The 21,963-nt window shown below is 40.2% G+C and carries 17 protein-coding genes; 8 read left to right on the top strand and 9 right to left on the bottom strand.

Annotation, left to right across the window (positions count from 1 at the left end; translation table 11 throughout):
* Positions 1–2: 2 nt before the first annotated feature.
* The 5 genes from KBF71_04000 to KBF71_04020 all read right to left on the bottom strand — a co-directional run bounded on the left by KBF71_04000 (position 3) and on the right by KBF71_04020 (position 3,325).
* The gene (locus KBF71_04000; GenBank protein ID MBP9877479.1) at positions 3–806 is read right to left on the bottom strand and encodes a phosphatidate cytidylyltransferase; all 804 of its coding nucleotides are present in this window, start codon (positions 804–806) and stop codon (positions 3–5) included.
* Positions 796–1,548: a di-trans,poly-cis-decaprenylcistransferase gene (gene uppS, locus KBF71_04005; GenBank protein ID MBP9877480.1), complete on the bottom strand. Its 753-nt coding sequence runs from the start codon at positions 1,546–1,548 to the stop codon at positions 796–798. Before uppS ends, KBF71_04000 begins: the two co-directional genes overlap by 11 nt.
* A 75-nt stretch (positions 1,549–1,623) precedes the next feature.
* Complete coding sequence (frr, locus tag KBF71_04010) at positions 1,624–2,181, bottom strand: ribosome recycling factor (GenBank protein ID MBP9877481.1); 558 nt, start codon at positions 2,179–2,181, stop codon at positions 1,624–1,626.
* 98 nt (positions 2,182–2,279) lie between these two features.
* Positions 2,280–2,588 carry a hypothetical protein gene (locus tag KBF71_04015; GenBank protein ID MBP9877482.1) on the bottom strand — a complete coding sequence of 103 codons (309 nt, stop codon included), beginning with the start codon at positions 2,586–2,588 and terminating at the stop codon, positions 2,280–2,282.
* Positions 2,589–2,692: 104 nt separating this feature from the next.
* Complete coding sequence (locus tag KBF71_04020; protein ID MBP9877483.1) at positions 2,693–3,325, bottom strand: hypothetical protein; 633 nt, start codon at positions 3,323–3,325, stop codon at positions 2,693–2,695.
* Between the two features lie 226 nt (positions 3,326–3,551).
* Here KBF71_04020 and KBF71_04025 point away from each other — a divergent pair, with 226 nt between their 5' ends.
* From KBF71_04025 to KBF71_04040, 4 genes are all read left to right on the top strand, one after another.
* The gene (locus KBF71_04025; GenBank protein ID MBP9877484.1) at positions 3,552–4,910 is read left to right on the top strand and encodes a hypothetical protein; all 1,359 of its coding nucleotides are present in this window, start codon (positions 3,552–3,554) and stop codon (positions 4,908–4,910) included.
* A gap of 122 nt (positions 4,911–5,032) precedes the next feature.
* Entirely contained in the window at positions 5,033–6,034 is a 1,002-nt protein-coding gene (locus KBF71_04030) for a hypothetical protein (GenBank protein ID MBP9877485.1), read from the top strand.
* An 83-nt stretch (positions 6,035–6,117) separates the two neighbouring features.
* Complete coding sequence (locus KBF71_04035; GenBank protein ID MBP9877486.1) at positions 6,118–8,277, top strand: sel1 repeat family protein; 2,160 nt, start codon at positions 6,118–6,120, stop codon at positions 8,275–8,277.
* 115 nt (positions 8,278–8,392) lie between these two features.
* A complete protein-coding gene (locus KBF71_04040; protein MBP9877487.1) occupies positions 8,393–11,686 on the top strand; it encodes a sel1 repeat family protein in 3,294 nt (1,097 codons plus the stop codon).
* Between the two features lie 76 nt (positions 11,687–11,762).
* Here the strand turns inward: KBF71_04040 and KBF71_04045 are convergent, their stop codons facing one another.
* Both KBF71_04045 and genX read right to left on the bottom strand, forming a co-directional pair.
* Entirely contained in the window at positions 11,763–13,175 is a 1,413-nt protein-coding gene (locus tag KBF71_04045; protein ID MBP9877488.1) for a hypothetical protein, read from the bottom strand.
* Positions 13,176–13,320: 145 nt separating this feature from the next.
* Positions 13,321–14,382 (bottom strand): EF-P lysine aminoacylase GenX, encoded by a 1,062-nt coding sequence (gene genX / locus KBF71_04050; GenBank protein MBP9877489.1) that lies wholly within the window; start codon positions 14,380–14,382, stop codon positions 13,321–13,323.
* A 119-nt stretch (positions 14,383–14,501) separates the two neighbouring features.
* Here genX and efp point away from each other — a divergent pair, with 119 nt between their 5' ends.
* The 4 genes from efp to KBF71_04070 all read left to right on the top strand — a co-directional run bounded on the left by efp (position 14,502) and on the right by KBF71_04070 (position 17,789).
* Positions 14,502–15,068, top strand: a complete 567-nt coding sequence (efp, locus tag KBF71_04055; protein MBP9877490.1) for an elongation factor P — start codon at positions 14,502–14,504, stop codon at positions 15,066–15,068.
* A 79-nt stretch (positions 15,069–15,147) separates the two neighbouring features.
* Positions 15,148–15,957: an inositol monophosphatase gene (locus KBF71_04060; GenBank protein ID MBP9877491.1), complete on the top strand. Its 810-nt coding sequence runs from the start codon at positions 15,148–15,150 to the stop codon at positions 15,955–15,957.
* Complete coding sequence (gene mazG / locus KBF71_04065; GenBank protein ID MBP9877492.1) at positions 15,950–16,729, top strand: nucleoside triphosphate pyrophosphohydrolase; 780 nt, start codon at positions 15,950–15,952, stop codon at positions 16,727–16,729. Before KBF71_04060 ends, mazG begins: the two co-directional genes overlap by 8 nt.
* 250 nt (positions 16,730–16,979) lie before the next feature.
* Complete coding sequence (locus KBF71_04070) at positions 16,980–17,789, top strand: ABC transporter permease (GenBank protein MBP9877493.1); 810 nt, start codon at positions 16,980–16,982, stop codon at positions 17,787–17,789.
* Position 17,790: 1 nt separating this feature from the next.
* On the opposite strand, the gene KBF71_04075 is transcribed toward KBF71_04070, so the two are convergent.
* Together KBF71_04075 and KBF71_04080 are read right to left on the bottom strand one after the other, a co-directional pair.
* The gene (locus KBF71_04075; GenBank protein MBP9877494.1) at positions 17,791–20,652 is read right to left on the bottom strand and encodes a hypothetical protein; all 2,862 of its coding nucleotides are present in this window, start codon (positions 20,650–20,652) and stop codon (positions 17,791–17,793) included.
* 41 nt (positions 20,653–20,693) lie between these two features.
* On the bottom strand, positions 20,694–21,963 hold a 1,270-nt coding region (locus KBF71_04080; GenBank protein ID MBP9877495.1), incomplete at its 5' end, for a DNA topoisomerase IV subunit B.

Here is a 21,963-nt window from a genome sequence, read left to right on the forward strand (position 1 = left end):
TCCTATATGCTTACATAAACCAATAAAGCCATCATTGGAATTCCGAACAGGTAACTATCGACTCTGTCTAAAATTCCCCCATGCCCTGGTAACAAAGTACCGCTGTCTTTTACACCAGCTCGGCGTTTCATGTGTGATTCAAACAAATCACCGATTTGTCCCATCATTGAAACCAAAATCGCAACCGCCCAAAATGAGATCGGCATTGAATAAGAAGGTACATAGGCCTGAAAAAGATAACAAACCAAAAGAGCTGAAAGCAAACCACCTATTGATCCTGACCAGGTTTTATTGGGACTAATGGCAGGTGCAAGCTTAGGACCACCGATTGCTCTACCTGTAAAGAAAGCACCTGTGTCCGTTGCAATTAAAATCAAAACCAAGAGCATAAAATGTAACAATCCTTCCGGAGCGTGATTTCTAAGCCAAAGGCCTGAGGCAATTGGCACAAAAAGGTACACAAGGCCAAAACTCATCATGATCGGATTCGGCCTTTTCAAAAGCTTTACTCTTGCATAATAAAGAATCAGCATGGCCAAAGAAAAGACAATCCCCCAAGTCACTAGGCCCGTCATCATAAAAATCAACATGGAAAAGAGCGTTAAATAGAACTGAATCACCAAATGGCTTGGAGCTTCAGGATCTGTGAGCCTCAGCCACTCTTTTGCGCCGACAAAACCTAGCACAATAAGAAAACCCATAAAATAAGCATCGCCTAAATACAAAGCGAGCCCAACAATCGGAAGGATAACAAGCGCCACAAGAGAGCGCACTAAAACATTATTCTGCATAAAACTATTTACCATCTTCGCTATCATATCCTCCAAAACGCCGCTTGCGTTTTGCAAATTCTGTCAGTGCTTCCATGAAATGCTGCTTATCAAAATCAGGCCACAACACATCTGTAAAATAAAACTCCGCATAAGCAATTTGCCAAAGCAAAAAGTTACTCACGCGGATTTCACCACCCGGACGAATTAAAAGATCAGGATCTGGAAGCAATTTTGTATAAAGATGTGCTGATACCATCTCTTCTGTTATATCTACCGGGTCCAACGATCCTCTTTTCACTTGCTCTGATAAGTGCTGCGCTGCATGCCTAAGTTCATCGCGCGCACCATAATTCAAGGCAATGATCAGATGAAAATCATCATACTGAGCCGTATCTAATTCAGCCTTGACCATTAAATCTTTGATATCTTTATCCAAAGGCTCTGGATCGCCAATAAACCTAAGCCTGATTTTATTCTTGGCAAGATCCTTAATCTCATTTTTCAGATAGAATCGGAGCAAACCCATCAATCCAGATGTCTCCTCCGCTGAACGCGACCAATTTTCTGTTGAAAAGCCATAAACAGTCAGGTACTTAACCCCCGCTTCTTTGGCAACTTCCATCGTCCGCCTCAGAGCAGCAACACCTTGTCGATGGCCCTCAATCTTCGGTAACTTCTTAGATTCAGCCCAACGTCTGTTACCATCCATAACGATTGCAACATGATTTGGTATTTTTATTGGATTTCCGACTGAATCCTTATTGAGATCTTGCATTCAAATTCCAGTTATTTTTCTTAAAAAGGCTCTTTACAAGCAAGAACCCTTCTGTCTTCATTAAAAATGATCGCTTTAAACTTGCATGATCTCTTGTTCTTTTTGCTTCAATAAATCATCAATTTTTTTCATAAATTTATCTGTCACTTTTTGCACGAGATCACTGAGTTTTTTATGATCATCCTTTGACAAATCACTGTCTTTTTCAGCTTTTTTCAAAAGCTCCATAAAATCACGACGATCATTGCGAATCACAATACGGATTTGCTCAGCACATTTCCCAGCAATCTTCACGAGATCACGACGACGCTCTTCACTGAGTGATGGAATCGGTATCCGGACCAATTGCCCATCCGCCTGTGGGTTCAAACCAAGACCAGACTCACGAATTGCTTTTTCAACTGATTTAACAAGCCCATTATCCCACACTTGAACGGTCAGCATTCTGGCTTCAGGCGCACTAATACCGCCAACGCTTGTCAAAGGTGAACGCGCACCGTAAGCCTCAACATAAATATTATCAAGCAAATTCACAGAAGCACGCCCTGTTCTAAGGCCAGTGAACTCACGATGAAGCGCATCCATCGCCTTATTCATTTTCTGTTCTATTTCATTTTCACTCAAGATAGACATTTCATAACTCCTTACACAACAATCCTATTTTGAAAATTACATCCAAAATGAACCTTCATCTTAACAGAATTGAATCAAAACACCAGAAAGAATAATGATTATTTTTTCTCGCTATGAGCCTTCACATTTGCGTCCATGACAAGCTTATAGGCATTCTGCATCGCATTTCCTGCCTGAGCTGGAAGAGCCGCATATTGACCTAAAAACTTAGCTTTATCAATAACAGCATCTCCAACGCGGAGAGTCATCTTACCATCTATCACACTTAAAGCAACTTTCCTCATACTCATACCTGAAGGAACTGCGCTATCTTTCAAATTACACTCAAACTCAACTTCAATTGGTGCATTTAACATTTCTTGAAATTCTTTTGTAAGTGGTGATGGGGTTGAATCAATACCTGACATATTCAGTCTCCTTTTTATTGTTATTATTCTTTTATATACTCTTACATCTCAAAAGAAAAGCCCCTTTCTATTGAAAGAGGCTTTTCTGAATAAACAAGGATTTCTTATTTCTTTTTGTGAGGAGCAAGTGCTTGACGTCTTGCGCCTTTAGCCATATTTTTGACAACTTGATCAAGATGCGCTTCTGGCATAGCTTTATGCAGGTCATTCAAATCAACCTTAGCTTTGCTACTACCCAAATTTGCTTTTCCTTTCAGATTCAAATTTTTCGCCAATGTCTTTGGAATTTTTGCTGTTGCTTTTTGCTTAGCCAAATTCACAGCAATCTTACCTTTTTCTTCACGTCCAGGAATATCAAAACTTGTCTTATGAACAACAGCTTTCAGAGCATCAAATACGCCTGCGTGTGTTTCACCATCTACGCTTTTTGATTTTTTACCAAAAAGACTCATGATATATTCAATAAGATCCTTAATAAGTTCGATAATTTTTGGTGCTTCAGCGATAACATCACGCTCTGTTATTGGCTTACCATCAATTGCTTTATCAATTAAATCATTACCAGTTTGAACTTTGACTTTTCCGTCATCACCAACACTCAGCTGCGGGTTTAACCCTAAATCTTTAACTGTTTCTGCAAGACCATCCGGCAATTGTCCTGTTACCGCATCGACACCAGCATCAATTGCTGCATTTCCTAAACCCACGCCGACGTCTTTAAGATCTAATCCGCTCATCTATATTCTCCTTAATTTTTGTTTATAATAACCAGCTCTTCAAAAGTTTTTTTAAAAAGCCTCCCCTATTCTGAATCACAACCCATGAACGAAAAATGAATTATTTTTATAAATTATAAAAAAATATGTTATATTTTTATTTAAAGTGTGCTATAATTTCTATTAAGAATGAATTATATAGGTACAATCATCATTCTAACTAAATAAATTTAAAAGGAGAAATATAATGGCACCTATTTCAAATATTAATGTCGGCGCATTTGTTGCAAATATCGCAGCTCACCAAGATGCAGGACATACAGCCGGGTTAGACCCAAAATTTAATCAACCTAAATGGGAGTTGTTCAAAGACAAAGACTTCACCGACATTCTTGTCAATGCAGGTGGCCAAGCGCTCTTGAATGAAGTTTATAACGCAGCCCCTAAAACCCAAGATCTTATGTGCGTTCTATCATTTGCTGAGACATTCCATCTCGATGCAGGTGAAATTAGAGCCCTTGCAGATGAAATTAGACCCTTACCAAACGCAAGTAAAAACCCAGCTCACGTGATTAATTCACCTATCATTCAAGCGAAAATGGCAGGAATGAACCATGTGCAAACACAAGCTCAACAAGCCCGAGCAGATCTAAACCAATTTGTGAGCAGCATGTTGGGAGGCGCTGGCGTTCAAACACACCCAAGCATGAAGACCAACCCACATAAACAGCTTTTTACAAATGAAATCAGAAATGCCTTTAACAATGGCACACAAATTTCACAACATAACCCTATCCTCAACCTAACAGTGAAACAAGGGTTATCCGTGAGAGCTGCATTCGATCGATTTAATCAACTTCAAGATCAACTCAGAAATATGCCACGTGTGAATGATTTACAAGCACAGGCAACAGCTAACTTTGCTAAACTAAATGAGGTTGTTGGCGACCCAAGATTCCGTCCTGTTGTTGTCGGTGGCGGACATGCTGGCGCTGCAGTATTCGGCGTTGCAAAAGGCCCAGGCCCAAAAGTAGCACCAAAAATGCCACCAAGACCAGCAAAAGGAGCAGGTAAAGCTCCAGGTGCAGCACCTAAAGGCGCTCCAATGCCGAAAGCACCGGGCCCAGTCGTAGGCGCAGCTCCACCACCACCTCCTCCAATGCCAAAAGCGGCTGGCGCACCACCAAAAATGCCACCACCGCCTCCAGTAGATGAGCTAGAGCCACTAGCGGGCCCTTTCGAAGGTATGGATTTTGATAAAGAATTCGATCCTGTCGTCATGGAAGAATATGTGGTTGCTCATGATGAAGCTCCAGAAGTTCTCGCTCCGCCAGCAGAAAACATTCCTCCACCTCCAGGTGATGTTGTGCATCCACCAGAAGATGAGGCGCCTCAAGCAGAACCTGCAAGACCTGAGGTTTCTTCACTCTTGGCACAAATTCGAGCAGGTAAACAATTAAAGCCTGTTGAACCAAAAGCACCTGGCGCTGCTGCACCTAAAGCTGGTATGGCCGGGGCATTAAATCAGGCCTTAAACAACAGAAGAGATCTCATTGCACAAAGTGATGACGAGGACGACAGTAACGATGATAGTGATTGGAATTAATCAACCACTCGCTCTCAACTCTAAAAATACCCCTAAGGTCAAGCCTTAGGGGTATTTTTATTATGCTCTAAATCATGATTATGTATTACTGTAGAAAAATAGATTCTAACAGGAGAATAGACATGTCATCATTTATTGCTTTTGAAGAGAGTCGTACGAAAACTGAAGCGATCATTCAGTGTATTGACTCAGAAACGCGTAACGCTTTAACATTCAAAATCAATCTCATGACAGGCGAGAGCCTTGGCAAATACGAGCAGCAAAGCGCTGATGGCTATACGTCTTTTGATCTTTTTATCGATGAGAATTTTAGCCAAAAAAGAGCTGACATCCAGCAAGCAATCGATGACTATCTCTTGCAATCAATGCAAACTGAAACACTGACTGAACGCATGATTTTCGTTACCCCTCCATCTGAGGGAACCATATCAGATACAACTCACACAGAAGAACTGACATCTGAACTCTTGCAGGAACAAATGGCTGCAGAAGAACAAATCATGCAAGAAAACCTTGATGAAGCGCTTGCAATCCAACTCACCGTGGAAACAACAGATGACACAGAACACACCAAAAACCTCTGTGAATCCTTGAATCTTTCCTATGATACTTTCCTCTCTTTCAAAGAAAAGCATGCAACCAACTGGCAAGCTGATGCTCATCACTTCAACCAAACTGTTGTGCGCCCTATTAAAGACAGCGCTCTTGCCGCATTCAACATGTCAGCGCCGCTCAAAGAAAAATGGGATCAGTTTAATCAAGATCGCGCAAGCAAACTCAATGAGCTCAAAGAGCTCTTCATAAAACATCCTTACTATGCAAACAACCCACGTTATAAAACGGGGGTTGATAACTGCTTTGGCTCCTATCTCATTCAAAATATAGAAGTCGCTGAAACGGGCGGTGTTTCTCTTCAAGATACGCTTTTACGTCTTTATGTGCTCCTGACATTCATTGAAGAAGAGCAAAACACAGTTTTCAATGAAACGACATCTTTTGCTCATTCTGTTGCACAGATTGATGATCAAGCAACCACTTGCTTTCAGGGCGCTATCAGTCGAATTTTTACGGCCTATTGGTTTGCCTTAAGAGATTACTACAGAACGTTAGGATTTACTTTATAATCACTTGCTTTTGAGTGGCCTATTTAATATATTGCAATTGTATATTATGACCTCGTGACAAGAATAACAAAAAAGGAATTGAGATGTCGAACTTACCTATGCCACCATCTAGAGCAAGCGTCACTATTACCGGATACGGCCAAACATCAGGGTACCAATATATTCGACCAAAGGCAGTAGACCTCATCACAGCTGCACAATTTCTGAACATGATTGTCACAGCGCCAACGCTTGAAGAAGCAAAAGCAAGACTTTCTCAGCAGCCTCTCTCATGGGACTACTACACAAATTGGATGGATGGCCAAAAAGATCTTGCAAAAGAACTGTCAACCAACAAAAATGTCCGCAAAAAAATCAAAAAAGCACCTCTCAATATTACAGGCTACCTAAAAGGCGTAGAGCTTTCGCAACGTTTGATTCAATTAGACGTAGATCTTGCAAAATACCCTCTTTACTCAGCAAAGTGGAGAAAAACACATGAAACTTACTTAGACACCCTAACTCAGCTCAAAAAGGAAGATCCTGATTATACAAACCTCTTTCCAGAAAAGCCCTCAATTGAGGGTTACACCCTAACTCCCTTTATCGAAAGACTTGCAGAAACTGGGTATTTTTTAGCACTCACTTATATGGCCCTATTTTACTTAGAAAGAAGCACTGATGAACCCTTAACTGAAGATCAAAAAGATGAGCAATTTAATACTGGATTCACCTATCTTGATAGAGCCTGTATAAGAGGGGCAGATGAGGCAATTATCACAACAGGAGATATCTACCGAAGAATGCTTGGTGATGCTGCTGAAGATCCTAAAGGTGCTCAAGAATTCTATTTAAGGATGATAAAACATTATGATTTAGCAACAAGGCGAGGCAATCCAAATGCAAAAGCTCGGCTTGGCAACGCTCTTTTGAATCCGCACCAAATGCGAGACCCTGCAACCGGTATTTTGCATGGCACAGTTGCACAAGTAACGCCAGCCCTTAAGTTTTTGAATGAGGCCGCTGATGAAGATTCAACCTTTGCTTATTTTTATCTTGGCACATATTATCATAAAAAAAACAAACTCAATCGTGCTATTGAGTACTTTGAAAAAGCAGCGCAAAACGAACATATCAATTCAATGCGCGAGCTCGATACGCTATATGCCGATAAAGCAAAGCATTCAAAACCAGCGCTTGCAGCTCAACTCAAAACAAAAGCTGCTGAAAATATGTACATGATAGCGCATTTATATGAAACAGCTCATTGCCTCACAGGAGAGCCTGATTTTAAAGAAGCGCAAACTTGCTATCTCAAATCATTAAAAATTGAAGGCGGTGATAGACATGAGCCACAAATAAAATCCGCCCTAGCGCTGAGTAGGCTCGCAACAACACCAGTTCAAGGCCTACCTGCACCAAACGCACGTCTGGCTTTTACATATCTCAAAAAAGCAGCAGACTTGGGCGATATGGGCGCTATGATTCAAACTGCATGTCTTTTCGTACAGCCAGATCATCCAACTCTCAAAGAAGATTGGGCCCAAGGGCGCCTCTATCTGGATAAAATAAAAACAGCAAAACCATCATTAAGCGAAGCAGACTCAGTATTCATCAACAACACAGTTCAAAAATTAATAGCACAAACAGACAAACCACAAGCAGTCGATCCGGAAGGAATCAAAAGACGCCTTCTCTTAAATGAATTTATCCTCGATCTTGCGCAATTAAGTCAACAAAGTAATGTTGTTATGAGCGCATACAAAACAATCGGCTATATTTATGCATCTATGCTTTTTGATAAAATGAGAGCCATTGCTTATTACGAAAAAGCGCTCTTATTAGGAGACCTTCAGTCTTACCTTGATATTGGATTTATATGTCTAAGCAATAATGATCCAGAGACATTACCAGACATTGACTATGCAATGCGTACTTTTAAAACTGGCGTCAAAGATGGCCTAGATTTAACGACAGATGTTATTGACTCTATTGAAGCCAAACTCTTTATCTATGAACAGGATCCGGAATTGCAAGCTGCCTTTGATAAGGCAATTTACTACGACATTAAATTTTTAAAAGATTATAATTGGATGGAGCACACCTTCTTTTCTGGTGAATTTGCAAGCCCTGAAGATCAAAAGAAAATTCCTCATTATATCCATTGGCTTGAAGCAGAAACAGTGCTTGATAAAGATCACATAGAAGGTTTATTAACGGGTTTTAGAAAATGTTACGCAGCAGCATGTCAACAAACGACATAATTGTTGCATTTTTCTAGCCTATTCATTATATTGCAAATTCATTCATCAGTCTTAAAGATTGACTGCATCGATATTATAAAGACGGCCTCTATTTTTCTTGAAAGGAAATATTTTTATGTCTCACCTCTCACACATAAGTCAAAAAGAATTAGACCAAGAACTCAGAACACTTAGTGAATATCCAATCATGAAACCCAAAGGGACTGACATTCTACCTGTTGGTCGCTTTCTAAACATGTTTGTAGAAGCGGGTTCAGTTGATACCTTGGAAAAGAAAATGCCCAAAGATGACATTTCTTTTGACTATTATTTTAAATGGGCAGATGGCTTTAAAGCAATCACGCGTGAGCTTGACAAAAACAAAGCCCTCAATGAAAAGATAAAAAATGCTCCTCAAGAGGTTCTAACATATCTTAACTGCATTTCCCTTACGTTACGTCTCACAAAAAAGACTGAAGATATTGGAAAGTACGTTCCAGATACAATCAAATGGCATCAAGTCGCTGAGGAATACAAAGCTCTTTATAACGAGTTACTGTTAGTTGACCCTGAGTATGCCAAAATCTTTTTAAAAGATATTACAAAACCCATTTACGAAGAAACACCAGAAGCCGTTGCCCTTGCTGAATGGGGTCATTATCAAGCCCTAAATTATCTCGGCCTCTATCACCAACAACAAAGTATAGAGGCTTTATTAGACCCGCAAAAAGCTGAAGAGCATAACAGCGAGACAAATCGACTGCTCAACAAAGCCTCATCTCAAGGGTCGAACCAGGCAATGCAAATCATTGGATCTAGAGCTATTTATTCAAGCTCTTCTCATGTGACTCCATTGAACGCAATGGCATCCTTCAGAATCAATTATGAAATTTCAGCAAGACGGGGAAATGCAGTCGCGATGGTCGGCCTCGGATTTTCATTATTACGCAAACACGACGTTCTGGACCCAGACACAAATACGACAAAACAGACGCGAGAAAAAATTGAGCTGGCTCTCCAGCTACTCTATCGAGCAGCAAGAGAAGATGCCACCATGGCACATGTTCATTTAGCTGGACACTATTACACAAATGACCAGATTGATAAAGCTATCGAACACTACCAAGCAGCAGTTACGAATGAACATATTCCCTCTATGCTCTTTTTAGCGCGCATTTACATGAAACAATGCCAGGCAGGTTTAAATAAAATAGAACTGATGCTCCATTACTACAAAATGGCTATGACAGCCGGGAACATCGAAGCACGCTTTCATCTTGCCACGATATACTCGAACACGGTTCATTGGCTTGCAGAATACAGAAATAATGTCACGGCTTTTGCGCACGCTTTTACAACAGCAAATATGAAATTTGAAGATATCACCGATCCAGATCAACGCAAATTTGTCACCTCAGCAAAAATTCTCCTAGGTGACTTCTACAGAGATGGAACAACACAAGATGGACAAAAGGATACCGAAAAATCTATCGAATGGTACAAAGCTGGTGTTCATGATTTTGAAACACACCCAGAGGCGTTTGAAGCGCGTCCTGAAGAAATTAAAATCGCCTATTATCAATTAGGTGCTTTCTACTTAGACAGATGGAAAGAGCAAAATTCAGACAAAGACTTTGATATGGCCCTGGATTATTTCCAAAAATCTGCAAAACTTGGACATATCCATGCCATGCAAATTCAAACACAAGTCTACGAAGAGAGCCTTACTGAATTCACCGCTGAAAATGCACTCGAAAGAATCAGAATGCATGAAATTGCAGCAACCCAAGCATTCTTTGACAAAGAAATTGGTGTTGCGATCGTTGAGCGAAAAAAGATTGCAGCTCTTTATGGATCTCTAACTTTAAATCCAAAGCCTGATTATAAAAAAGCAATGCAAGTATATAGTACGCTCATTCAGTCTCATCAAGACGTTGAAGCTGCTTACTTTATTGCAAAAATGTATCAAGATGGTAAAACAGAATCTGGAAATCCTGATTTTACAGCGGCTGCGCGATACTACACACTCTGTATCAAATACGATCAAAGTAGCGACAAAAAATACACTCGATTAGCTTATTTAGAATTGGGGCAAATTGCAGCACAGGGATCACCTGAAAAGAAACCAAACTATAAAATGGCTGCTATGTATTATGATAAAGTCATTGCGTTAAAAGATCCAATCGGTCATGTCGAGAAAGGTCTTCTTAAGTTTAAAACACTAGATCCTGACTGTCCACCAGCCCCTCTTGAAGCCTTGGCTCATTTCAGGCAAGCAAAAAAGATAGGTTATATTTTCACGCCAGAAGATTTACATGAAATCACTGAAGAGCTCGAAAAATTTAAAGAGAGTCACAAAGATGCTTACTTCCAAGCAATCAATTATGATTTCCAATTGCTTCTTGATAATAATTTCATAGATAAGCTGCTCAATGAGATTACGACAACTGTACATGCTTTACGCGTCTATCCACCCTTTTTAATAGCAGATACGGTTATGGAACCAAACGATCGACTGCGTTTTATAGATCAATACCTCTCAAGACTCATCGAAATTGGAACTGCCTACAAATGCTTACCTCACACTGAAGAGACAATTAGCATCATGATTGAAATTGAGAAAGCGATCGCTTCTTGTGCAGGTGCTCTCAGCAAACCAGAAATCCAATATCCTGCGCATAAAAATTTGGTCAGACTGCATTTGCTTCACCCAAACCCAGATTATGTTGACGCAAAGCACTCTCTAGACTTTTTGATTGATCAGTACCTAGATCCTGAATCTGCTTACATCTTAGGCCAAATGGAAGAACAAGGTCATAATGCAACCGGCCAACCAGATTATCAAGCCGCTTTAAAAGCCTATGAACTTGGCGTACGTGAAGCAACACCGGCTCTTCCGACTGTTCAATGCTTTATTGCCATTGGTAATCTAGCCTACACCGGCAAAGGCATGCCTGAAAACAAGCCCAATCTGGAATATGCACTGAAACAATATCGTACTGTCGCCAATATGGGCTATTACCATGCCTATGTATTAATTGGACTATTACATTTAACACATACAGACCCAAGAGTGCCTGTCAATATTGATCTTGCTATGGCATGGCTCAGACAAGCAGATGATCATGTCGAATCCTCACCAGATACTTTAACGAGAGTTCACGAACATCTTGAAATATTGAAATCATTCGATCACCTTAAAGAAAGCTATTCGAAAGCAACTTCATATGATGTCAGATTCCTAGAGGACTATCTGTGGCTTTCAAACTTATTCTTTTCACCTGGCTGCAAACCATCTGATGACGAAAAAGGAATGATTCCTAAATATATTAAATGGATTCAAGAAGATGTGCACCTTGATGACACAGACAGAGAAAATCTCTTAAATGGATTTAAACAGTATTATAAAGATTACCTCCCAAAAGCTTAAAGGAGTATTTTCAAGAGCCCCTTAAACTGACAAAAAAACCAGGCATAATGCCTGGTTTTTTTACATTTTTGACCAGTTAAGCTGGCATCTTTTTTGCTGCTTGAGGACGTGGCGGCAGTGTTGGAGGCTTCTTGATTGGCAAAGGCTCTCTCTCAGCAACTGAAAAACCAGCCCTATTCTCTTTGTGTGATTTCTTACTATAGTCATTAAATTTTTGATACAATGCTGTCGCAACAGCCCACAAATCAAGTTTTATTTCGAATTTTTTAGGCCTAATAGATTCTTCAGCTTGCAGTGCCACCTCAATTGCTTTTGCACAATAAAGAAAAGTCACAAAGGTCACTTTTGATCTCATCTCTGGCGAGGCGATAAACTTAAGCAAAGCAGTATCCCAGACCTTACGGTATGCATAGGCATAAATTGCATTTTTTCTTAACACTTCTAGAGAGTCCGCTGTTTCAATCAAACTATTAAAGGATTCTCTCATATTTTCTGATGCAACATCAGGTTGAGCAGGCGCCGGTTGAAACAATCCAAAAAAGGCATAGAATTGGTCTTCAGTTAAAATATTTTGATCAATATAATCATCTATATTACGAACATGCAACCCAACGAGCTCAAAACGCCTTGTTTGCAAAGAAAAATTCTTTGATGCCTCAAAAAAAGCCAGAGCTTCTTTTAAATCAACCGCTTCATATCTCAACTGACGTGTTGCTATTTTTTTAAATTCGGCACTTGTGATACGTTCATTTTTATCTTCTTCTTTCATATTTGACAGAACAAACTCAAACAAGCGGAAATAAATACCTAAAACCGCCTTCTGTTCAGGATCGTTAACATGGTCTTCATGCCAAATAAGCGAAAGCTTACGATGAATTTGCTCATATGAACTTGCTTCCTCTAAAGTTTCAGCAAGATATGGGTAAATTGCGTCAAGAACAATCTTAAAGAATGATAATGGCTTATTACCAAGCAGTTTTGAATGAGTACGCATAGATTGATCAAACTTGTTCATAACATCTAAAGAAAATGCAGAAGACAATGCCTTTCTTGCATCTTGTTTTGTCATTTTTGCTGGAACAACTTCTTGAAGTGTGACTTCCTGTACTTTTTTTGCAACTGCGACACGTGTATGCTTCGGAACTGAAACAAGCTCAACTTTCTCAGCCAAATCTACTGATCCGATTGACGCCAAAAAAGGATTTACTTTAAACTCAATTTGAAGCTTAAGGAGATGATTATGAGGATCTTGAAGAAATTTCAAAATATCTGATAGCGCATCCTTAACAGCAGGACGAACAACAGGAATTTTTTTAATCTCAGCGAAGTGAAGAACACTTAAAACATTTCGCAAAAAGACATCTGGTCTTACGCGGCCGGCAAGAACTCCATCCTCAAAACCATCAGGAGACTTTGAGTAGGTTTCAAAACATTTATGCGGAAAAAATGGCTGAAATCCAGCAACATCTGGATAAGTAATTTGTGACATTATAGCTCTCCTCTTTAATTGTCGATTTTAAAAATATTTTTATTCTTATTACGCCCCAATTCAATTAGGGACACCAGTCTGAACAATCATTTAAAATCATCAGAGCCTAAATGTCAAGTCAATCTTAACTTTTTTTTAACATTTATTAAGAATGTGTGGCCAAGGGAACATAGAGAACATCTTCAATCTCTGTCACGCCTGCAAACAACATGATAAGCCTGTCTACCCCCATGGCAATCCCTGCTGATTCCGGCATGCCATAGCGTAAAGCTTCCAGAAATTCCTGATCAATTGGATAGCGCACGCCATAGAGCTTTTCTTTGAGATTCATATCTGCTTTAAATCGCGCCTCTTGCTCCCCTGAATCTGTTAATTCAGAAAAGGCGTTCGCAAGCTCAAGACCGCAAATATAAAGCTCAAAGCGTTCAGCATAGCGCGCATCCGATTTTTTACGTCTTGAGAGTGCAGCCATCGCGGCAGGATAATCACACAGAATTGTTGGCCTGCCTGAGCCAAGGTAAGGTTCAATTTTCTCAAGCAAAACCATAAAGAAAATATCTTCCCAGCTATGATCAGCGCTCACCCTCATCCCTTTTTCAATGGCTTGCTTTGCCAAAATTTCGCGATCAACGCTCACGCCATCGCCCAGACTCAAGGTCAAATCAATATCAGCATACCGCATGAATGAGTCCGCAACTGTTAAGATCTCAAGCCCCTGATCAAGGGCGCAAGACACATTCCCATAGGTCACTGTTTGAACGCCTAGTCCCTGCGCTATTTTTAAAAGCAGCTGATGGCAATCTTCCATCAGCACATGATAGTCAGCCCCTGCTCTGTACCACTCAAGCATGGTGAATTCAGGATGATGCTTTGAGCTTCGCTCTCCATTTCTGTAAGCATGGGCGAGTTGATAGATTTTTTCCATCCCTGACACCAAAAGCTTTTTCATCGCAAATTCAGGACTTGTATGCAGATAATAATCGATCTTTGAATCATCAATATGATTCGGCTCATAGGCTGTTTTGAAAGCCATGATATGAGGCTCCATCCCAGGACTAATCTGCAAGGCTGGCGTTTCAACCTCCCAAAAGCCTTGCTCATCAAAAAAAGACCGAATGGCCTTCATCACAAAAAGGCGCTTTTCAAGAAAAGGCCTTTTGCGCAGAAATGAATCTGGGTGCCAAACGGGTGTTTTTTGATGTGTCATGAGCTCTGTATCCATTCTTAAGAGCAAAAATTACCTATATGAGAGATTGTATCATTGCAAAAGTTGTTTAATTTTGCTAGAAATAAAACAATTCAATTTTTAACGGTAAAGGATCCATCATGAAAGTTCAAGCCAATACCTTGCGCACCGGAAATGTTCTCGAGCAGAATAATAAGCTTTGGGTTGTCACAAAATACCAAATCATTCAACCTGGAAAAGGCGGCGCCTTTATTCAAGTTGAAATGAAAGACATCAAAACAGGCATTAAAACCAATGAACGCTACCGCACAACTGAAAGTGTTGAACGTGTTCGCGTTGATGAAGAAGATTACCAATTCCTCTTCGCTGATGGCGATATGTTTACATTTATGAATGTGGCCTCCTTTGAGCAAATCAGCGTTCATCATGATGTGATTGGTGATGCAGCCTCTTTCCTTCAGGAAGGCATGGTTGTACAGTGCGGTGTTTATGAACATGACGTTCTTTATGTGAATCTGCCAGCAACAGTCACTGTTGAAGTTCTGGAAGCTGATCCCGTTGTCAAAGGACAAACGGCTTCTTCCTCATACAAAACAGCCATTGTTGATAATGGGATTAAAGTAATGGTGCCTCCTCATATTGGAGCAGGCATGCGCATTGTCGTTCGGACAGAAGATTCGTCCTACGTTGAGCGCGCTAAGGATTAGACAATACAATTTTTGCCATCTGATCATCCAGATGGCAGTATGATTTTAAACAAAGTGAGATTTGAAGAAAGGGTTTAACATGGCTTTACGCTCTGCCAATATTAACATTATGGTTCGCGCCGCTGAAAAAGCGGGTATGCTTTTGTTGCGCGATTTTAACGAGATTGAGAAATTACAAATCTCAAAAAAATCACCTGAAGCTTTTATGCAAAAGGCACGTGAGAAAGCAGCATCGATTCTTGCTGAAGAGCTGCAAAAAACCCGATCCGAATTCACGATTCTTTCGCTTCCCCAACCACACACCATTCTGAATGACCATGAAGAGCTGTTTATTTTCAATCCTCTTGAAGGGGCTGAGAATTTTCAATCTGGCATTCCTTTCTGGTGCATCACAATTGCCTATATCAAAAAAGGGAAAACAAAAGCTGGTATTATCTTTGATCCGGTCACAAATGAACTCTACTGGACTCAATTTGGCGTTGGTGCTTTTCTCAATAACACAAGACTCTACATGCCAAATCGCAAAGTACTCAAAGAAGCCCATTTGGTTATGAAAATGCCTCCCTTTCCTGAACTTCACCAAAACGCCTATTTCAAACAGCTTCAGTATTTAAGTCAAAAATGCGCAGGCTTCAGATCATTCGGTTGCCCATCGCTTGAGCTCAGCTATGTTGCTGCTGGTAAGTTTGATGGCTATATCGGGGCCTCAATTGATGTTTGTAGTTATCTTGTAGGTGAATTGATGGCAACTGAATCAGGCGGCCATACAAAAACTTTCTGGCCAAATCCTGAAACCAGTGAAACGGGCCTTCTTGCCTCATCTGAAGGCTTCATCAATGGTCTCCATAAAGTGATCTTAACCAGCTACGCCTCGCTCAAAAATGACTGAACAAAAAAAGACAATTGAAGACCTTCTTGCCATCACAGCGCAATTGCGTGATAAAGAAAAAGGCTGCCCTTGGGATTTAGAACAAAATTTTCAAACTATTGCTTGCTACACACTTGAAGAAGCTTATGAAGTTGTAGAAGCCATTGAAGATGAAGATTATGTCGGCCTTAAAGATGAGCTGGGGGATCTTTTATTTCAAGTGATGATCTATAGTCAGATGGGCAAAGAAAATGGCTATTTTGATTTTGATGATGTTGTGCATGCCATTTCATCCAAAATGCTCAGACGCCATCCTCATGTTTTCGGTGGACAGAACGATATTTCGATTGATGAAATTGAAGCCAATTGGAAACGCATCAAAGCTGAAGAAAAAGCAGCACGTGGCGAGATTGAAACATCGTGTCTTGATGGCATTTCAAAAAACCTACCGGCTTTAACACGCGCGCTCTTTATTCAGAAAAAAGCAGCTAGCACCGGTTTTGACTGGCCAGGCATTCCGCCTATTCTTGATAAGCTCGATGAAGAAATTGCTGAGTATAAAGAAGCCGCTCTTAAAAGAGATACCGCGCATATTGAAGATGAGATTGGTGATCTCTTTTTCACGATTGTCAATTTAGCACGTCATCACAACATTGATCCTGAAACAGCTTTACGGAAAGCGAATCGGAAATTTGAAGGCCGTTTCCGCCTTATTGAAAAAGAAGTCTCGCCACAAGATGATCTCGAAGCCCTTGAAGCCAAATGGCAAGAAGCGAAACGGAAATTGGCGTAATTGACGAGATTTAAAAATCGTCATTCAGAGCCACTCCCTTAAGGAGTGGCGTGGAATCTCTGTAATACCAAAACACAATACAATGCTTATTGATACATCCCAGAGACTCCACGGGCTCTCTTTGAGAGCCCTCTGAGTGACGAGTCAATCCAACAATAGTTTCATTCAAAGAATCCCAAATCAAGATATCCTTTTTCTCTTTCCTCAAACATATGTTAGACTTAGGCCTTGACGATAAAAGGACCTAAAAATGTTCACACTCATTCTAGAAAGCAAGCAACGTATCTTCGCCATGGTGCTGCGTTATTTCTACCTGATTCGCACCTCATGGCTTCGGATCATTGAAATTGCTTATTTCCCAGTGTTGCAGGTTTTACTTTGGGGTTTTATCAGCACCTATCTACGCGATCAAACAAATTTGCATTTCTCGATCATGGGCGCTCTCATCTCTGCTGTTCTACTTTTCGAAATTCTTGTGCGTGGTCAGGTAGGGCTCTCCCTATCCTTTCTAGAAGAAATATGGTCCAGAAATATAGGTAATCTGCTCATCACGCCGCTTAAAAACTGGGAGTGGGTTTCGTCCTTGATTCTCATCAGCCTTATGCGCACTTTCATCGCCTTTACGCCGGCTGCCCTTTTAGCTGCTTTGTTCTATCATTTCAATATTTTCACCCTTGGCTTGCCGCTGATGACTTTCTTTTTGAACATGTTCATTTTAGGCTGGACCATTGGTTTTCTGGTGAATACGCTTATTCTGCGTTTTGGACAAGGGGTTCAATCTTTAGCCTGGACATTGGTTTTCTTCATTGCGCCTTTAAGCGCTGTCTATTACCCTGTTTCTGTTCTGCCAGAATCGCTGCAAACTGTCTCATACCTTTTACCAACAACCTATGTGTTTGAAGGCATGAGACAGGTCATTACAGATGGCACTTTCAATACGGACTATTTCATCAAAGCCATTCTGCTCAACCTGATTTACTTTGGATTGAGCATCATTCTATTTTTCCGTGTTATCAAACAAGCCAAAGAAAGAGGGATGTTGTTGCAAATGGGAGAGTGAGTTAAAATGGAAGTTGGCCCTCATTTTCTCTTTCCTCATTTTGACGCACAGTAAGAGTTGGGATGATTCGATTCAACCTTTCTATCTGATGATACACATAATTCACTTTTTCTTCTGATTGACTGGTCACAAAAAGATCTTTGAGATTTCTCATTAAGGCAAGCAGCTCCTCATCTGGCACATCATCCATAAAGTCAGAAAGGCAAAAATCTTCTAACCCTAAAGTTTTCAATGAAGATCCTGCTCTCAATAGCCTTTTGAGATCATCCACTGTCAAACCTGTATGACCAACAAACAATTCTTCGGTTTTTGCAAAGAGAGTCGAAGCTTTTTCATTTGATATTTGAGAAAGAATTTTTGCAAAAGCTGTACAGCCTTCAAGGTCCAAAAGTTGAGGCGATTGAACTGAATTTAATAATCTCCAAAGCGAAACTGCTGGCATCGCTGTGTGTGATAGATCCAAATCTCTTATTTGACCAAAAATCCGTCTCAATTCTGCATCAGAGAATTTAGCGATTGCTGACGATACCGACTCACAACGACGAGCTTTAAATATCATAAGCTCTGAGACTGCCTTCAACAAACGCCGAAGAGCGCGCGGTAAAATGTTGCTATCTGTCAGTATAAGATCTTCAAGCTCAGCGCCAAAGCGATTCAATTCTTCATCTGTGAGCTTATCAATTGCACCTGAAAGAGTAATACATCCTTTCGCATCTAAAGATATTAAAGACGATACGGCCTTCAATACTCTTTTCAAAGCGCTCACCGTAATGGGTTGGCCATAAAGACTCACGCTCGCCAGATGCGCAAAGGCTTTTGAGAGCTCTTCATCTCGTAAATTATCAATAACCGATGATATATTTTCAAAGCTTACAGCCTGCAAGGCCGTCAATGATCTGGTCTCTTTCAGAAATCTATAATTGACGACGTCTTCTGCAGGCTTACCAAACATTTGATTGGCCGGCAATTCCATTTGAGATTCAATTAACAGGCGGAATCGCTCATCAGAAAGACTCTTTAAAGCATTACCCAGATGAGGTTGATGAATGACATCACTGTAGCGTATATAAGGATTTACTCTCAAAATTCTTGCCAATGATTGTGCAGAGAAGTCTTTATTAAAAGGAGGGAAATTCCTCCATCGACCCAGAGTTTGCTCGAGTTCAGCATCCGATAATGACTCAATAATTTCCTCAACCTTCTCGAAATGCTCATTGATAAACATCTTAAGAGAAGCACAGGCCTTTATCAAACGAACCATCTGAGGCACTGATAAATCAAGCGGATAGATATTGAGTGATGACAGATGTCCAAAACACAGAAGCAACTGCTCATCTGTTGATTCTTCAATTAATTGAGAGAGCATGGTCGATTCATCTGAATCTGTACAATCCAAGCTATTCAATGATCTTGAAAAGGGCATAAACCTTGCAAAAGCCTGATGACTAAGGGCACTTTCTCTGAAACTCAAACTCAATAGCGCTGAAAAGAAACTATCTAACTCTCTTTCTGAAAGACTCATAACTAGCCCTGAAAAAGCGTTACACTTATTTAAAATCAGCTCTCTCAGGGAAGATGATGCTCTCAAAATACGAGCTAAAGGTTCGTGATCCTCTTCTGCATAATCCAACTCAAGAAAACGAACAGACCCAAAAATCCGCCTCAAATCATCCTCGCTCAAATCATCAATCAATTCTGCAAAAGAGAAATCATTTGAAACAGATTTTATGGAGAGTTCTTTCAAGTGACTTATCACCTTAAAAATCCGGTGCATCTGACCATGAAATAAGCCTGATCCTGCAAATCTCATTTCTTTAACAGATCTAAAAAGTCTGTGAATATCTTGATCTGACAAAGAATCAAACACCCCAAAAAACACAAAACGATCAGCTGGGTTATCATAAAAATCTTCCACCCGAATAGTTGTTAAAGAAGATAAAACACTCATCACTCTTTTTAATTGAACTGCATCAATATGGCTGTCGCTCAACTGAAAGTATTTAACAGCCGAAAAAGTCTTTAAAAGTTCCTCATCCGTTAAAGAAGCGAGCAAAGCTGAAACATGAGCATATGAGAATATATTACATGACTCAAAAGAGGAGCCTAATCGTAGCATTCTTGCAAACAAGTCTAATTCTTTCTCTCTATTACCCTCAGACTCTGTAAATAAAGAAAAATGCTTCACCGATGATAAAACCCGGCTCAAGTCCTGATCTGACATACGGCTAAGTACATCTACAGATCGTTCATCGTTCGATAGAGTTAAACTTTCTAAAGATTGAGGTGTCTTCAAAAAAATTTCCAGAGATTCAGGCCCTAACACACTATTAAAACTAAGATCTAACTCCTTAATTCCCCCAAGAAGCCCGGGGCGATCTTCTTCTCTTAAATTCTGGAATAAATCCATCTTTCTTGATGGCGGAGGAGAAAAAAGATCAAGAACTGATGTAATGCGCAAACGACTCAGAGGAACATCTGTGAGCTGATTACGCTCCGCCATAAGCGCCATGAAATGGGGTAGCCTTACATGATTTTGATCTAGCAAAAAAGCATTAAAATATTGAAGCAGAACTGATCTTTTCAAAAGATCAAGGCTATATTTATAGGCAAGAAAAAAACTAGCATTCTTTGCAAAAAACTCACAAAACCCTTTATCCGTGCTTATTTTTTTACTAACCTGACGCAAACAAATAATAACATCGACAGTACACATTGAAAGCGAAGCACCTATACGATTGAGAAGTCGTCCTTCATTTGAAATAGCAGCAGTGCACAAAAAGTCAACAAAAGGAGCTACAGGCTCGTAAGGCTTGTCAATTGGGCTCTCATACTTTGTAAGTGATAGATCAAGATGGTGTGTCATTTTTTATTCCTTATTTAATATGTAATCAAAAATACACCACCTCAAACATCTAAGTCAATTTCAAATGATGCATTCTCTTGGATGAATTCATAGCGTTTTTGTGGATTTTTACCCATTAAATTCTCAACAAATTCTGACAAAGTAATCGTTTTTTCTTCTTCACTCAGGTGAATATTTTCATTATCACCCGATGCTTTTGCTTCAAGAACCACTTTCAAGAGAACACGATTTGCTGGATCCATCGTTGTTTCTTTGAGCTGCTTTGGCTGCATCTCACCCAGACCTTTAAATCGGCTAATATCAACCTTTTTAATGCCGGCAAATTCTGTTGCCAATAAATGATTTTTTTCATTATCATCATGAGCATAAAAACTTTTTTTATTGTGACTCAAGCGGTAAAGCGGGGGCTGAGCTAAAAACAAATGGCCAGCCTCAATTAATTTTGGCATTTGCTGATAGAAAAAGGTCATCAAAAGCGAGGCAATATGAGCGCCATCGACGTCAGCATCTGTCATGATGATAATTTTTTCGTATCTTAATTTTGACAGATCAAAATCCTTGCCGATGCCGCACCCTAACGCTAAGACCAAATCACTCAGCTCTTGATTGGCTCGCATTTTATCTTGCGTTGCATTGGCAACGTTTAAAATCTTACCGCGCAATGGCAAAATGGCCTGAATCTCTCTATTACGACCTTGTTTTGCTGATCCCCCAGCAGAATCACCCTCAACCAAAAACAACTCTGTGCCTTTTGGCTCATTCCGAGAACAATCCGATAATTTACCTGGCAAACGCAAACGACGCGTTGCAGTTTTGCGTGTTTGCTCTTTATCTTGCTTGCGCTTACGTCTTTCCTCGGCCCGATCAAAAATGGTATTAAACAGAGTCTCTGCATAGCCTGGATCAAGGGAAAGCCAATGGTCAAACCGATCCTTCAAAGCTTGCTCAACCAATCGCGCCGCTTCAGGGTTCGTCAATTTTTCCTTCGTTTGGCCCTGAAATTGAGGGGATGGAATATAAATCGACAATAAAATAAATGAGGCTTCCAAAACATCATCAGGCGTAATTTGCGATGCTTTTTTCTGGCCGATCAATTCTCCGTATGATCTGATACTGCGTGTTAAAGCCATCCTCAGACCATTTTCGTGCGTACCACCTTGAGGCGTTGGAATCGTGTTACAATAAGTGGACAGATAACTGTTCACTTCTTCCTCTGGCCAAGCAACCGCCCATTCAAGCTTGCCTTGTTGATCAGAAAAATCAACAGTACCTGCAAAAATTTTAAGACCAGGCGTTAGACAATTTTCTTTT

The organism is Alphaproteobacteria bacterium (genome assembly GCA_018063245.1).
Taxonomy (GTDB): Bacteria; Pseudomonadota; Alphaproteobacteria; order JAGPBS01; family JAGPBS01; genus JAGPBS01.